This is a genomic window from Pullulanibacillus camelliae (assembly GCF_014642655.1).
In the GTDB taxonomy this organism is placed as follows: Bacteria; Bacillota; Bacilli; order Bacillales; family Sporolactobacillaceae; genus Pullulanibacillus; species Pullulanibacillus camelliae.
In genome coordinates, this window is the sequence record NZ_BMIR01000021.1 from 53,262 (window position 1) to 68,186 (window position 14,925).

At 40.5% G+C, this 14,925-nt stretch carries 15 protein-coding genes and 2 pseudogenes; 3 read left to right on the top strand and 14 right to left on the bottom strand.

Features of this window, described 5'->3' with window-relative positions; genetic code table 11:
- Positions 1–7: 7 nt before the first annotated feature.
- The 7 genes from IEW82_RS16840 to IEW82_RS16870 form a co-directional block, all read right to left on the bottom strand.
- Positions 8–1,066 (bottom strand): NAD(P)/FAD-dependent oxidoreductase, encoded by a 1,059-nt coding sequence (locus tag IEW82_RS16840; protein ID WP_188697315.1) that lies wholly within the window; start codon positions 1,064–1,066, stop codon positions 8–10.
- Between the two features lie 163 nt (positions 1,067–1,229).
- Positions 1,230–1,814 (bottom strand): DUF6944 family repetitive protein, encoded by a 585-nt coding sequence (locus IEW82_RS16845; RefSeq protein WP_188697317.1) that lies wholly within the window; start codon positions 1,812–1,814, stop codon positions 1,230–1,232.
- A gap of 388 nt (positions 1,815–2,202) precedes the next feature.
- Complete coding sequence (gene arsC / locus IEW82_RS16850; RefSeq protein ID WP_188697320.1) at positions 2,203–2,625, bottom strand: arsenate reductase (thioredoxin); 423 nt, start codon at positions 2,623–2,625, stop codon at positions 2,203–2,205.
- A gap of 14 nt (positions 2,626–2,639) precedes the next feature.
- Positions 2,640–3,938 (bottom strand): arsenic transporter, encoded by a 1,299-nt coding sequence (locus IEW82_RS16855; RefSeq protein ID WP_308422170.1) that lies wholly within the window; start codon positions 3,936–3,938, stop codon positions 2,640–2,642.
- Positions 3,939–3,952: 14 nt separating this feature from the next.
- Positions 3,953–4,300 carry an ArsR/SmtB family transcription factor gene (locus IEW82_RS16860; protein ID WP_188697323.1) on the bottom strand — a complete coding sequence of 116 codons (348 nt, stop codon included), beginning with the start codon at positions 4,298–4,300 and terminating at the stop codon, positions 3,953–3,955.
- A 307-nt stretch (positions 4,301–4,607) separates the two neighbouring features.
- Complete coding sequence (locus IEW82_RS16865) at positions 4,608–5,111, bottom strand: hypothetical protein (protein ID WP_188697324.1); 504 nt, start codon at positions 5,109–5,111, stop codon at positions 4,608–4,610.
- A complete protein-coding gene (locus IEW82_RS16870) occupies positions 5,108–5,581 on the bottom strand; it encodes a hypothetical protein (RefSeq protein WP_188697327.1) in 474 nt (157 codons plus the stop codon). Before IEW82_RS16870 ends, IEW82_RS16865 begins: the two co-directional genes overlap by 4 nt.
- 276 nt (positions 5,582–5,857) lie before the next feature.
- On the opposite strand from IEW82_RS16870, the gene IEW82_RS16875 reads away from it, so the two are divergent.
- Both IEW82_RS16875 and IEW82_RS16880 read left to right on the top strand, forming a co-directional pair.
- Positions 5,858–7,090, top strand: coding sequence for a DNA polymerase IV (locus IEW82_RS16875; protein WP_188697330.1), 1,233 nt, complete (start codon positions 5,858–5,860; stop codon positions 7,088–7,090).
- A 15-nt stretch (positions 7,091–7,105) separates the two neighbouring features.
- Positions 7,106–7,450, top strand: coding sequence for a YolD-like family protein (locus IEW82_RS16880; protein ID WP_188697332.1), 345 nt, complete (start codon positions 7,106–7,108; stop codon positions 7,448–7,450).
- A 162-nt stretch (positions 7,451–7,612) separates the two neighbouring features.
- Here the strand turns inward: IEW82_RS16880 and IEW82_RS16885 are convergent.
- The 6 genes and pseudogenes from IEW82_RS16885 to IEW82_RS16910 form a co-directional block, all read right to left on the bottom strand.
- Positions 7,613–7,750 (bottom strand): annotated as a pseudogene (locus IEW82_RS16885) (rhodanese-like domain-containing protein); the annotation flags it as partial.
- A gap of 38 nt (positions 7,751–7,788) precedes the next feature.
- A complete protein-coding gene (locus IEW82_RS16890; protein WP_188697338.1) occupies positions 7,789–8,358 on the bottom strand; it encodes a class I SAM-dependent methyltransferase in 570 nt (189 codons plus the stop codon).
- A gap of 138 nt (positions 8,359–8,496) precedes the next feature.
- Positions 8,497–8,712, bottom strand: coding sequence for a hypothetical protein (locus IEW82_RS16895; RefSeq protein WP_188697342.1), 216 nt, complete (start codon positions 8,710–8,712; stop codon positions 8,497–8,499).
- An 18-nt stretch (positions 8,713–8,730) separates the two neighbouring features.
- Complete coding sequence (locus tag IEW82_RS16900) at positions 8,731–9,864, bottom strand: Ger(x)C family spore germination protein (protein WP_188697346.1); 1,134 nt, start codon at positions 9,862–9,864, stop codon at positions 8,731–8,733.
- Positions 9,865–9,870: 6 nt separating this feature from the next.
- Positions 9,871–10,974, bottom strand: coding sequence for a GerAB/ArcD/ProY family transporter (locus tag IEW82_RS16905; protein ID WP_188697349.1), 1,104 nt, complete (start codon positions 10,972–10,974; stop codon positions 9,871–9,873).
- Between the two features lie 3 nt (positions 10,975–10,977).
- Positions 10,978–12,531 carry a spore germination protein gene (locus IEW82_RS16910; RefSeq protein ID WP_229672716.1) on the bottom strand — a complete coding sequence of 518 codons (1,554 nt, stop codon included), beginning with the start codon at positions 12,529–12,531 and terminating at the stop codon, positions 10,978–10,980.
- A 330-nt stretch (positions 12,532–12,861) separates the two neighbouring features.
- Here IEW82_RS16910 and IEW82_RS16915 point away from each other — a divergent pair, with 330 nt between their 5' ends.
- Positions 12,862–14,112: a S1C family serine protease gene (locus IEW82_RS16915; protein ID WP_188697352.1), complete on the top strand. Its 1,251-nt coding sequence runs from the start codon at positions 12,862–12,864 to the stop codon at positions 14,110–14,112.
- Positions 14,113–14,215: 103 nt separating this feature from the next.
- Here IEW82_RS16915 and IEW82_RS16920 read toward each other — a convergent pair.
- Positions 14,216–14,384: pseudogene (locus tag IEW82_RS16920) on the bottom strand (transposase); the annotation flags it as partial.
- Positions 14,385–14,925 lie beyond the last annotated feature (541 nt).

Sequence of the window (14,925 nt, forward strand, 5' to 3'; positions counted from 1 at the left end):
TTATCTATCAATGGCCTTTAGCATGTAAATATTCTACATAATTTTTCATTATCTTAGGCACGCGGCCAATCAATGACCGGTTCCCAATAGCACCAAATCCTACTTTTCTACCTAGAGAACCAAGAGTCCCTTTATGAGTCAGTCCCTTTTTTTGCTTGATTGCTCTATGACTCAACTCATCTAACAGACTGTTGCCAACAATCCTCCCCTGCTGCTTAGCAATTTGAGCGCTGGGGAAAAAGGGCGTTGAGGAGCAATCCCCAACCACAAACACCCGCTTATCACTGATTAATCGACTCTGGCGATTGATAAGGATTCTGCCAAACCGATCCTTTTCTACCTGAAGCTTGCTAACAACATGACTCGGCTGGATGCCAGCTGCCCATATGATGAGATCCGCATATTCTCGTTGACCATTATTGTATATGGCGTGATCGCTAATGTATTCGAGATGAGACCGTTGTTTAACTTGAATATCATGAGCATTAAACCACTCATTCACATAGGATTGAATCATTGGCGAAAAATGTTTTAAAACACTGTGTCCTCTTTCAAGGATATGTATGTTTAAATCCTTTCTCGACTCCCTGAGTTCACTCGCTAATTCGACGCCTGTTAATCCGCCCCCGATGATCTTGATAGTTCCATAGGGCTTTGTATTTTGTATCTCTTCATAGGTTTTTCTAGTCTGTTCTATCGTTTGCAAGCTTCTCGTAAACGTTTGTGCCCCTTTAAGCGACTGCCATTTATCTTCAGCGCCTAAAGCAATGATCAAATAGTCATAATACACTGTCTCCCTATCGGTTACGACACATCGCTGTTTGAGATCGACACGAAGGATTTCTGCATAATAAACATTTAAACACTCATGCTTTGGGAATTTCATTCTCGTTTTTTCATCTGAAAGAGTTCCAGCTGCCAAGGCATGGTGTTGAGTTTTTAAGGAATGAAAAGGATGACGATCTACTAAAGTGATATAAAAGGGCTGTTTAGTGTGTTTTTTAATCAATTGCTTAATGGCCTCAAGTCCTCCATATCCTCCACCTAAAACGACAATGTGACTCATGAGGTTCCTCCTCGCTTTTCACATCCCGGTGCTTCAACCGCCTTTATATAAGTCAGCTCAGCAAACGAATCCTCTACAAATCTTTACTAAGCGACAGCTTAAAATATGCAAATTGCATGACGTTATTTTAAAAGTATCTTCTAAGCTTAATCCGCCTTATTTCTTATTCACTGTTTCCCTCTTCAACCTCCTCTGTTTCCTCTTTAATTTGTCCAATTAAAGTGACAACAGAACCTATTGCTTGTACCCAATTTCCAAGCACACCAAGAAGGTTCACATCATTGGTATTGAGCCTTGTCGTCTGTTCGAGTTGATAGGTGCCACTCATTGCTTGCAACGCATTCCCTATACCTTGCAGGAGATTCCCAATAATGTTATAGGCACGTCCCGACTCTGTTGTATCCTCAAATTCATCCGTCAGAGCGACAAAGCTCCCTAAGGCTTGTAACCAATTCCCAGTGATGATCAGCTTTTGCCCCTCTGTTTGATTAAGGTAAATGAGCATTCCAGAAATGACGGTGATATTTCCAATCGCTTGGATTTCATCTCCAAGCATCTCAAGAGAAATCGTATCTTGACCATCCGCTTCTAATCCGTTGCCAGTCGCTTGCAAAACATTGCCCATAAGCTGCAAATTATACCGCATATCATAGCTCAGTTCCTTAAGCGGCGTACTGCCGATTGCTGATTCAATCGTTCCCAAAGCGACGGTGATTGCACCCCATATTTCTTTTGAATGATTATTCATTTGTAATCAACCTATTCCAATTTTTACTTATTATACATTATTCATTTAGAAGCCCCAGGGAAAGGTGCATGCGCATAGATTTGTCTATTTGTGCGTTATTCCCAATAGATGAGAATAGTCACTTGAACCTTGACAGCCTTTTGTTATGTTGAGCCGAGCATTGTTAAAATGCCCCACTCTTTATTAATTTGGAAGCTTGCATCCTCTGATTTGTTCTATTTGGTTCATGCTAAAAGCATTAAAATCTCATCAAAACATGCCCTCTAAGAGCTCCCAATTTATAAATTTTTATAGCATAAGGAAAAATTAAAAAAAATGGACCCTATAGGTAAACTTTTTAGTGTCTACGCAATAGGATACACTTCTCCTCAACATTTTAAATTCTTACTTAGGCATGGGCCAATGCAAACGCCTTGATTTTCTCTCCAATTTGATCTCTGACCCGTTGGAAGACCGCCCATTTTTCTTCATCCGTCCCTGTAGCTCGGGCAGGATCCTCCAGCCCCCAATGCAAGCGTTTGACATGTTGCGGCGTCATTGGACACTTATCCTTAGCATCTCCACATAAGGTAATAACATAGTCTGCTTTTGCTAATAAAGACGCGTCAATAATCGTCGACTGTTGAGTGGAGATATCGATGCCTACCTCCTGCATCGCTTCAACTGCTTTTGGATTTAAGCCATGGGCTTCTATACCGGCCGAATACACATGATAAGCTTGAGCAAGGTACTGATGTCCAAAGCCTTCCGCCATTTGACTTCGACACGAATTTCCTGTACACAAAAAATAAATGATCGGTTTTTCTTTCATCAGAATCCTCCTATTTAACTTATCCAAACTAACCAAAGGTACAAACCTAAAAGTGTAATAAATAGCGTGGGAATGGTCAGTATAATGCCCATTTTAAAGTAATATCCCCAAGAAATCGTGACACCCTTTTGTTTAAGAACATGCAGCCACAGTAAAGTCGCTAAAGAACCAATCGGTGTAATTTTAGGTCCCAAATCAGACCCTATTACATTCGCATAGACTAAACCATCTTTGACACTCCCAGTAATGTCTGTATGAGCGATCGCAAGCGCATCAATCATGACAGTAGGCATGTTATTCATCACGGAGGATAAAAGGGCAGCTATAAACCCCATCCCAACGGTGCCTACAAATAACCCTTGATGTGCCACGCTTTGAATAACTGTGGCTAACACTTTTGTTAATCCAACATTCTTTAAACCATAAATCACGACGTACATGCCAACAGAAAAAAAGACAATGGCCCACGGGGCCCCTTTTATGACTTGACGAATTGACACAGCCGCACTTTTCTTCGCCATCCCCAATAAGAAAATCGCCATGATCCCGGCAACGAAGGATACAGGGATATGCAACCACTCTCCGAAAAAATAACCGATGAGGAGTATCGCCAGAACAAACCATGATAGCTTAAATAATCGCTTATCCTTAATTGCTTCTGAGGGAAGCTTAAGTTGCGTCATATCGTACTGCTTAGGTATGCTTTTTCTAAAAAAGAGATAGAGTACTAGAATACTAGCCCCTAGAGAGAACAGATCTGGAACCACCATATGTAACGCATAATGTCCAAAACCAATGTGAAAAAAATCTGCTGATACAATATTCACGAGGTTGCTCACAACCAAGGGTAAGGAGGTTGTATCAGCAATAAATCCGCTTGCCATGATAAAAGGAAGAACCATTTTGTCATTGAGATTCAATGCCCGTACCATCGCCAATACAATTGGGGTTAGGATCAACGCCGCCCCATCATTGGCAAACAACGCTGAAACGAGCGCACCCAAGAACGCAATGAATAAAAACATTCTAGTGCCGCCCCCTCTCGCTGCCCTTGCCATGTGGAGTGCTGACCATTCGAAAAATCCAATATTATCCAAAATAAGGGAAATGATGATGATGCCTACAAATGTCAGTGTCGCGTTCCAAACAATCCCTGTCACTATTGCAACATCATGAAAATCAACAACACCCACAATCAGAGCAAGCAGGGCACCACCGCATGCTGTCCAGCCAATGCCTAACCCCTTAGGCTGCCATATGACCAGCCCAAGAGTAATGATGAAAATAACCACAGCTAAAATCAATGCCATCACAAATCAGATCCTCCTTAATCACAGCAGCTCATGCGTAATCCTTCAGCCTCCAACGCTTCTAATCTTTCCTTTTGATCAGGAACGTGTGGTAATAAAGAGCGGATCAAAGGATAAGCTTCGTTTTCTTTATTTAAAGAAAAGAACATCCATTGACCACTGCGCCGTTCTTTGACCAGGCCGCTATCCTTCAGCTTCCTGAGATGCTGGCTGATTGCCGGTTGACTCATTTGAAAAATCTCTACAAATTCGCATACACAGCATTCATTATGGGCTAATAAGCTTATCATTGCTAGCCTTGTTTTATCGCCAAAAAGCTTGAGTACCCCAGCCACTTGTTCAATAGCCATGATTGTCTTCTCCATAACTTGCTCCCCCTCTCCTTCAATGCTCACAGTCAAATATAATTATATAAGCATATAATTATATGCTCAAGTGAAGAGTAAGTGCCTTCCATTGCAATCAGTACCCGAACCTTCTTTGTATAGGATAAAAATAAGATAAGGAAACTTTTTCAGTGGCCTCAACAGCGAGCTAGGTGGGACTCCGCAGGCTCTAAAAGGACGAGCGTGAGAAGGCTCATGGTTTACCTGCGAAAAGCAACACAATAGTATTCGATTTCAGCATCACCATTTCTATTATGAGATGGATTCATTTAAAAACGGTCGATAACTAAAATTGTCTATCCCCATATCCTTCAATAATATAGTAAATCACGACAAAAATACTTTGGACCAGCAAATAAATATCAAATGAATAAAAGATGTTATACCCATGTTGATAATGAAAGACACCTAAAAGAGAATATAACTTCTCTATTCCGATGCTTATAAATGTCCATATCAAAATATAGACTAGCGCGAATCGGAGCCTGAGTTTTAAATAATCGTACAAATAAAAGAAAAGATAGCCAAACGCTGCGTACATCACTTGGGATAAAAAGTCAGTCACTTCAAATTGCGAGCTGTCATTTAGATCATAATAGTTAACTGGAAGAACACTTAACGTGTGATCAAAGCAAAAACCAAAAAATACCCCGCAAAGGAGATAAATCGCCGACTTCTTTTTCGTAAATCTTTTAGGTAGGATGAGCACCACTAAGATTCCAACGATGATCGAAATGATTATAGCCCACTCATTAGCATTAAACCCTCTGTCATAGTGAATAACATTCAAGATTGCTTAAGTCCTCCTCTTTCTAAGCGGATAAACCACCTAGCAATGAAAGCCAACACCACAATAAACACTCCATACATGAGAAAAGAGTATAGAAAGTTCCAGTGGTGAAAAAAGATTAGCCGGAACCGTTGCATTATCCAATCATTCGCCATCAATAACACCATAATTATGGAGCCCATTGTCAGCCGCCAACGGAATCTTAAGGGAGCATTAAGCATACCAGCAGCGATAATGACAAGAAGAGGGATTATAATAAAGCGACATATATCCAGAGCCAATGATTTTTCTACATTTCTCGTGACCGGAACCCAGTGTAAATTCATATCTAGTACTGTAAATAAGGTGACAGTCACAATGCCAATAATGAAGTATAAAAAGACCATTTCGGTGAGGGTTAACCATTTAGGCACAATGATAAATAAAATCATAACAGACCACGCAATCAGAGTAATAATGGCAAGATACATCGCAATTCTCCTTCAAAAAATAACGTCACAGATATGTGTATAAGTTACCCTAGAAGCATACGAATATACACTTTTTTCCATAGTTATGTGAGCAATACGAACGTTGCCGCACTCCGCATGAAAAGCAGCCTGCATTAAGGCGTCACATCGTTAAACAATGCTACAAAATGGTCTAAAGCGCTCATTTATTATGAAACATTTTCCATTGAATAAGAAACATACATTCGCATATAATAACAGAAAGGGAATATATGTACGCCTTTCGGAGGGGTTCGCATGGTACAAAAAGTCATTTTTTTAATCGATATACAAACCTTCTACGCCAGTGTTGAAAAAGCAAATCGCCCAGAGCTTCATCACAAACCTGTTATTGTTTCTGGTGATCCTAAACAAAGAAGTGGCATTATATTAGCAGCCTGCCCCATCGCCAAAAGCTATGGCATAAAGACGGCTGAACGATTATGGACAGCAAAGCAAAAGTGTCCACAGGCTGTTGTTGTAAGACCTAGGATGCAGCGTTATATTGATGTTTCCTTACAAATCACTTCAATTTATAAACGTTTTACTGATTTGGTTGAAGCCTATTCTATTGATGAACAATTTTTGGATGTCACAGGCAGCACGCGCTTATTTGGTGAGCCACATATTATCGCTAAGCAAATTCAAAAAACAATTATGGATGAGATCGGTGTCCCTGCCCGTGTGGGCATCGGTCCGAATAAGGTTTTAGCTAAAATGGCCTGTGATAATTTTGCAAAGAAACAGCCTTCAGGCCTTTTTAAACTTAACCACGCTAACTTACAAACAAAACTGTGGCCGCTCCCTATTCAAGCGCTTTTTGGCGTAGGCTCTCGCATGGAGAAGCATCTCAGAGGAATGGGCATAAGCCAAATCGGTCAACTGGCCACCCTCTCTCTTGAATTTTTAAAACGAAAATGGGGAATCAACGGTGAGATACTATGGCAAACAGCAAATGGCATTGATTATTCTCCCGTTACCCCCAAAACGCATGATCAGCAAAAAGCGGTCAGCCATTACATGACACTCCCGCGCGACTATGAAAGGAAACAAGATATTAAAGTCATTTTGCTTGAATTAAGTCAAGAGGTGGCGCGGCGATCACGTTCTAAACGTTACATAGGAAATACTGTTTCGGTTGGTGTTCGTGGAGCAAATTTTGACCATCCAACTGGCTTTTATCGCCAAGTTAGACTCTTGTCCCCCACTAATTTTGATATGGATATTTTTAAAGCTGCTTATCAGCTTTTTAATCAATATTGGGATGGGTTACCTGTTCGAAGTGTTGGCATCACCCTCTCAGGATTACACTCTTCTTCTTGCTACCAATTGGATCTTTTTAACGACTCCATCACTAAAGAAAATTTAAGCAAGGCAATGGATAAGATTTATGCCAAATTTGGTGCAACAGGCATTTTACGAGCTTCCTCATTAACAGAGGCTGGTCAAGCTCTCGTTCGCTCCCAAAAAATTGGTGGTCATTTTAAATAAAGGAGGTATTGACAGATGAAGAGGAATAAATTGACACCGGGATATAACTTGAGATGGGAATCCAGTCGAATGATGCTGCCTGAGCATAGAGAATCATTGTTAGAGCAAGATAAGGAAATAGAAAAAAGTATAAGGCCTATTTTGGATGAACAACAGATTGATCATTTCTCACAGCTTCTCTCCCTCTCTATACATCAGGGATTAACACTTAAACTTCAACTCTATCATCCTTTTCAAAAACGATATATTATTGGCAAGGTTATTGATTTTAAACATCATAGTCATGAAATCAAGGTTTTAACTGCCAACGGCATGAAGTGGATGAATCTCCATGATATTATTGAGATCACAGAACAATGATTAGAGATCTTGTTATTATGAAATAAGCAATAACTAGGTCCCATTATGATTGGCAATTTCTCAATCCATTTCCGCGATACTCTAAGCGCAGCTTTATTCTATTCTCTTTTTGTTAACAAAAAAGAGAGCACTGATCCTTACATCATTGCTCTCTTCCCCATATTACCAAGTACTCATGCCACCTTTGACATTTATCACTTTATCAAAACCATGTTGCTTTAGAATTTTACTGGCCTTCGCACTTCTCATCCCACTTTGACAAATGACAACCACTTCTTCCCCGTCACCTGATGTATCCATTAAGCTATGGCTATGGAAGGAGTGGGCACTCCTTTCCGTTAAATGGACATGACTAAAGCATAGACTTCGGGAGACACCATTTGCTTTTTCACTTGAAATTGCTGCTCTTCAAACAGTGCCTTTAACTTTTCTGAGGGAATTCTAATCTTTAATGGAGGACCTTCATTCATCTCAACAGCCTCCCAATCTAAAATAAGAAGTTTCCCATTCACTCTTAATATCCTCTTCATTTCACTCAGCATCGCATTTAAATCAGAAACTTCGTGCATAACCAGTGAGCTAAAGATCTTATCTACGGAATCATCAGGCAAGTCGATGTCAATCAAATCAGAGGTAACCGTTTGGATATTCTTTACCTCCTCTTGATCGGCATAGACCTTTAAGCCTTCAAGCATTTTAGGCTCAATGTCAACTGCATAAACTGTTGTCTCTGTTTTTTGAGCAATTGGAACTGTAAAAAACCCATTTCCAGAGCCCAAATCAGCAACAACATCTCCCCTTTCTAATCCTAACAAGGCTAATATCTCATCCGGGGGTAGTTTCTTTTTTCGGTTAGGATCAAGTAGCCTACCTGCTTTTTCTGGATTGAAACGATGTTCATGACTCATTGGACCATCTTCCTTCCGACAATATCATTACTTTATTTATGCACGCTAGTACGTTTTGAAAGTTAAGACCGTTTTGAAAGAACTGATCTTAACATTTATACCTCTAGTATGAAATACAAAGAGTTTCCCTTTCAAGTTTTAAAGATAATCACTGAGTTTAGGGAATAGACGCATAACAAATTGTGTTATATTCGGCATATTAGGGAATAGGGTGAGAATTATCGCAAACAAACCTGTCACGATACAAAGAGCAAGAAAAACTATACGGTCCCGTCGCTTATGAATATTTGACCAATCAAAAATGATGATTCCAAGGGAAAGCATCAAGATAATGCCTATGATTAACCCTTTCATCCCTTGTCGCCTCCATTGCTAATTTGCTGTTAACTCTAAGCCTCTCTGATAAACCTTCAAATCAACATTGATAAAAACTTTAATATGCGGAAAGATAGTATTCCAATTCTTTTTATGCGTTTCCCATAGGTTGGGGTATTTTCTGTAGTAGACTTCATCAAACCCAAAAATATCTGCACTCCATTGATTTTGAGCCTTTTTCATCACTTCATCGATGTTACTTTTTATTTGCATGACTGCCTTTTTCTGAATGCGGTCAATCGTTTTCGGCTCCATGATTTCTTTTCCCAATGAACTTTCAATGATGTCTTCCTCTCCTTGTACATCGATATGCATTTCCCATTGATCACCCGCTATTTTTGGCCTCAATGTGGTTTTAGAATAGGTTAAATTTAATCCCGCCCCTTTGCCATGATCTACCTTTACACTGGTCACTTTATGCTTTATCTCATTCCGTACCCAAGCAATTCCCTCTGTTTCCCTCATATTGGCAGCTCCTATGAATTTCCCGTTTTTAAAAATAGCTCTGCCACCAATATAAGGTACACCGTTTTTCTTATCATAAAGCACCCATGGCAGACTCATTGCTTCTGATACACTATTAAAGTTCTGGAGCATTTTGTTAAAGGTGATTCGCCTTTTAAATTGAATTTTAGATTGATTACTCATAAGATCTGAGAGGTCTGTTTCCAACGGAAAAGTTTTTACCAAGATATCTACTGCGTCCCCTTTCGTTATAAAAGGATAGAGCGTCAATCTTGCTTCTTTTTGACCACTAAAGAAAGAGAGCTGATTTAACATACCGGCTTTGGCCAGCTTATCCCCAATCACGAGAATATTGACTTGTCCCCAAAATAGTCTTCGGGGTACTACACTTTGTAAATGATTAAGCGCATCATTGAAATCTTCTCCAATCGCGGAGCGCACCATTTTTTGGCTGCCACCACTTTGCCCCCCTGCACTTGATTCCTGTCCAGCAGAAGCGTTCTTCGGTACAGCGATTTCAGCTGAAAGCTTGATTTTATTGTCAGCCGTTAAATCTATGCCGACAGCTGAAATGATAGCTAATTGATCAATCTCCGTTTGATCCCAACACCCCGCCAATAGCCCTAATAAACAAAAACTAGTGAACCACCTTATGTACTTTTGCATCAGAGGTTAATCCCTCCTTATCTTCGGCTTTCGTACAATGGCAATAAGAAATAGACCGAGTGGATAGATCAAAAAAAATATCATGGCGTAGAAAAAACTCGTATCCTTTAAATAAGCTGATAAATCCTGCATACTTGAGGCACTCCAAAGACTGAATAAAACCATCAAAAAGCCTAATGGTAATACCAAAGGCCGGAATTTTTCTACGTTTAACCATTGCGCACAGCCTGACGCAATACAGTATTGAAATAAGACAATTTTAAGGAAAACACCAATCACCCAAATGATTAATAACAGTGCATCAATATGCTGAAGAAAATCAGCAATATTAACATATCGAATCAGCGACATAACGGGATAAGTGAGGGTGGGGACAAGGTTGCCAAAAACAAACAGGCTAATGATATTTAAAATGGATAAATTAATAGCTGCAAACACTACCATAATAATCATCCATTTTTTAATAGGACTATTCTTTTTCAGATGAGGCAACAAAAACGATAACAAAAACATTTCACTAAACCAGCCCTGAGGGGTGATACTTCCACGAATGGCGGGCAAGATCCCGCCATCGAAGGCAGGAAAGATATTCATAACATCCCAGTCAGGAATCGTTAACAACAGGAGAATAACCCATGTCAGCATGACTCCTGGAACAAAAAGCTGGGCCAAACGCCCAATCACCTCAATTCCGGATCGGGTCGCATAGGTAGACAGTATAACCATGCCACATATAATCACCAGCAGTGGCGTTTCATCAAGAAACATTCCCTTAACAAATTCAGCATACTCCCTAACGATAATGCTGCCAATGTGCAGTACAACGAGCAGAAAGATTCCAGATATGATCTTTCCAGGCCATTTGCCAATGCAGTATTCACTATACTGAATTACCGTCATGCCCGGAAACCGGCGATTTAAATGAATGGCCAAGAAAAGAACAATAATACCTGAGACAGAGGAGAAAAGCGGTGAAAGCCAGAGATCCCTTTGTGCATATTGCACCGTGATGGCAGGAGCAGTTAAAATGGCTGTACTATTCATTGCCATAGCAAGCAGCAAAGCAATTTGAAAAACAGATATTTGGGTCACGTTCCTTTGGATGTCCATTTTTCATTCCCCCCTTTTTTTATTAGCAGGCTTTTGATGTTTTGCTTGCCGATACTTATTCCATCTTCCTGTCAAACGCGGACGGCGATTCAGCTTCCACCAAGGAGAGCGTATCCAGGCATCCTTCCACTCACTCAGATTAGCAGGTGCAATGGGGGTGAGATAAGGTACACCTAGAGAGCGAAGCGACGATAAATGGATCGCGATACCAATCAACCCAAATACCACCCCTAATAAACCAAGAAAGCCCCCCAAAAGGATTAATACAAAGCGAAGGATTCTGATGGCCATTTCCAAAGAATAAGCGGGAGCAGTAAACGATGTAATACCAGATATTGCGGTGACAATTACCATTGTCGTCGAAACAAAGCCCGCTGTTACAGCAGCTTCTCCTACAACGAGAGCGCCAACTATTGTCACAGCCGACCCTACCTGTCGAGGCAATCTAAGACCCGCTTCACGTAAAATTTCAAAAATAAGCTGCATAATGACTGCTTCAACCAAGGTAGGGAATGGAATCAGCTCATGGGAAGAAGCGATACTGACTAATAGATCAGATGGAATCATCTCTTGATGCAATGTAGTTAAGGCGACATATAGAGCGGGTAAAACAAGCGAAAGAAATAAAGAACTAATGCGCAAAAAGCGAAAGCTTGAACCAAAGAGCCAGCGATTATAATAATCATCAGCCGCCTGAATAAATGAAATCAGTGAAACCGGGGCAATCATTACTGTAGGTGTCCCGTCAACAATGATTGCTAAGCGGCCTTCAAGCAGATTTGCCGCAACGACATCAACACGTTCAGTTGATTTAATCTGCGGAAAAGGTGAAAGTGGACTATCTTCAATCATCTCAGCAATATAACCACTCTCTAGGACCCCATCCATTTCAATTCGTTTCAAACGATCCATGACTTCTTCAACAAGTGCGTGATCGGCAACGGAAGCCATATAGGTCACAACCACCTGGGTTTTGGTATATCGCCCCGTTTCTAACAGTACCATTTTTAATTCTGGCGCTCGAATTCTCTGACGTAATAATGAGGCATTGGTCTGCAAGGATTCATTAAAGCCGTACTTTGGTCCCTGAATAACGGGTTCATTTTCAGGATCTGTAATTTGACTGTTTTGCAGCTTGTTTAATCCAATACGAATAGCCTCTTGTGAGCCATTAATAAAGAGAATGGGATTACCTAACGAAATATCATCCACACATTGTTTAATGGTTTCAATGGGCTCGACGGAGGCGACAGGAAGGCTTTCATTTATAATGTTCTGTATATTGACTAATGTGCTATCCTTGCAGGTCATTAAAACATCGAGCACCTGAGTGTCTAATTGTTCCCTATCGACCATATTATCGATGAATACAAGCTCAGCTTGAAGCATTTCACCGATAAGAAAAGAGCGAAAAACAACATCATAGCAATCACTGTATAATGCTTTTAAAGTACTTATATTTTCCGCTAGTACATTACTGATCCGCTTTTCTGAGTGCTCTGTTAGCTCATTCTCATTATTTTTTTGGTGGCTATTCGCTCTCAATCTACGACCCACGCAAATATCCTCCCTTATACGGGCGATTTGAGTGCCATAATAATTTTTCTTAGTATCCCTTTAGTGCATAGATCTATTCCAGAAATAACACTTACACCCTTTGAGGCAAGCGAAAAAGTTAATGAGATTTTAATAAAAAAGGTTTAAGTTTATTTTAGGGGGTAGCTGGGAATGAAGCATAAATGGTTATAGCATGTGAAGTGGCATCTTAAAAAGGCTAAAGCGATGTACTTATCACAGACATTTTGAAAATTGTCACACAATCCCTTATTCAGTCGATTCTATCGCTATACTTAAGATAGAAAAATTTCATAAGGCGGGTGTTTTAAAATGGGATACTATAGTAATGATAATGATGGGTCTAACAAAAAGCCCAGTCGCTCACCACGCTATGCGCGTAGCGGTTGGTTCATTTCAGGCTTGCTTGGGGCACTCGTTGCGATCGTCGTCTTTTTTATTGCCTCACCGTATTTAGCAAAACATAATCTACTCCCTGGCTCTAATGATTCAAGCCAGGTCAGCGGCATCCCAACAACGGATGCAACAAGCAACAGTCAAAATCACCACACAGAAAACTTGACGATTAAGAACAGCACGGACAGTGTAGAATCCGCTGTCGATAAAGTATCCCCTGCAGTTGTTGCAGTCATTAATATGCAAAAGCAAAGTGACGGCACAAACTTTTTACAGAGTGATACGCTTCAAGAGGCCGGAATGGGCTCAGGCATTATTTATAAAAAGAGTGGTCAATATGCTTATGTCGTCACCAATAATCATGTTGTTTCTGGTGCCGATAAGCTAGAAGTTCAATTTGATAACAATACAAAGGTAACAGGAAAATTACTTGGTGAGGATTCTCTTTACGATTTGGCTGTAATCAGGATTCCTAGCGATAAGGTCAATAAAGTCGCTTCGTTTGGACAATCAAGCGCGCTTAAAAGAGGCGAACCGGTTATTGCCATTGGCAATCCTCTAGGCTTCTCAGGTTCAGTCACCCAAGGTATCGTCAGCTCCAACAACCGAATGATTGAACGCACGGTTGATACCCAAGGGGGGCAAGTGCAATACAATGCACAGGTCATCCAAACGGATGCAGCCATCAACCCAGGAAATAGTGGTGGTGCCCTTGTCAATATCCAAGGTCAGGTTGTCGGCATCAATTCTTTAAAGATTGCTGAAACCGACACAGAGGGCATTGGCTTTGCCATTCCAATTGATGTTGCTATCCCTGTGATTAACCAGCTTGAAAAAACAGGAAAAGTCGAGCGTCCTTACATGGGGATCGGACTGGTAGATCTTTCTGAAGTCGCTGGCAATATTCAACAACTCAATCTGCCAAAGACTGTTACGTCTGGTCTCGTCGTTTCACAAATCAGCTCCAATTCTCCTGCAGGTAAAGCTGGCTTAAAAGAAGGTGACGTTATTGTGGCTGTCAATAGCCAAAAGATCAAAGATTATGTCGACTTCTCAACCTACCTATACACTAAGCTTAAAGTCGGGCAAACCGTGAAGATTGACTATTATCGTAACGGCGATAAAAAGACCACAAGTCTCACACTCGGTGGTAAAACTTTCTCATAAAGAAAAGCAGGCAGTCATTGAGGCTGGAACATAACTAGTCAAAGTAAATGAAAAAAGGTTCCCGTTATCTATTTTTGGATGATGGGAACCTTTTTTAGTTGAATTATTCATCAATCGTTATATTTAGCGTTTTGGCAGTGTACTTTCTTAAGTTCACTGCCATAAACGCAAAGCCTAATTCATTTTCTCTTTTCTTTTTGTCCCATAACGGACATGCGAGTAAAACGCAAATTCGCCTTCAGAAATCCAAAAACTGACTCTACGTCACTTTTAATTATACGTGATAAGGGGTGCTTCTTCATCGATGCGTAATTTAGGGATACTTTAACTTTATCAGAAGGTATCCTTTCTGCGAACTTATTTTTAGAACTTTTTAAAGGCAAGAAGGCTCAGTCTTGCTTAGCTACTAAAAAAGGTTTTTAATATCAAAAGCATCGTCGGTTTTCAAGTGGATTGGAGCGAAAGAGGCGAGGCTCCTTCGGGAACAGCACGTATCCGAAGATCCACTTTGGAGCACAAATAGATCACTCCAAAATTAGCTGAGGCCGCTAAGGACGATCGGCTAAAAACGTCACGTCCTGTGACAACGCCGACCCTTCCCACATCGTGTGGGCATGAGGAAAGCGAGCGTTCTGTAGCGGACATCAATATTGCCAATTCCGATGACAAACAGAATTTTATACTTTTTAATTCAAAAGAGTGGTACCTACCAATTTTTGAAGTGCCCCCTGTCAAGTAGACAGTGAAAATAATAAAACGAGTTTTAAGCGGCTTTAGTTCTATATTCCATAGGGCTAAGGCCGTTTAATCGTT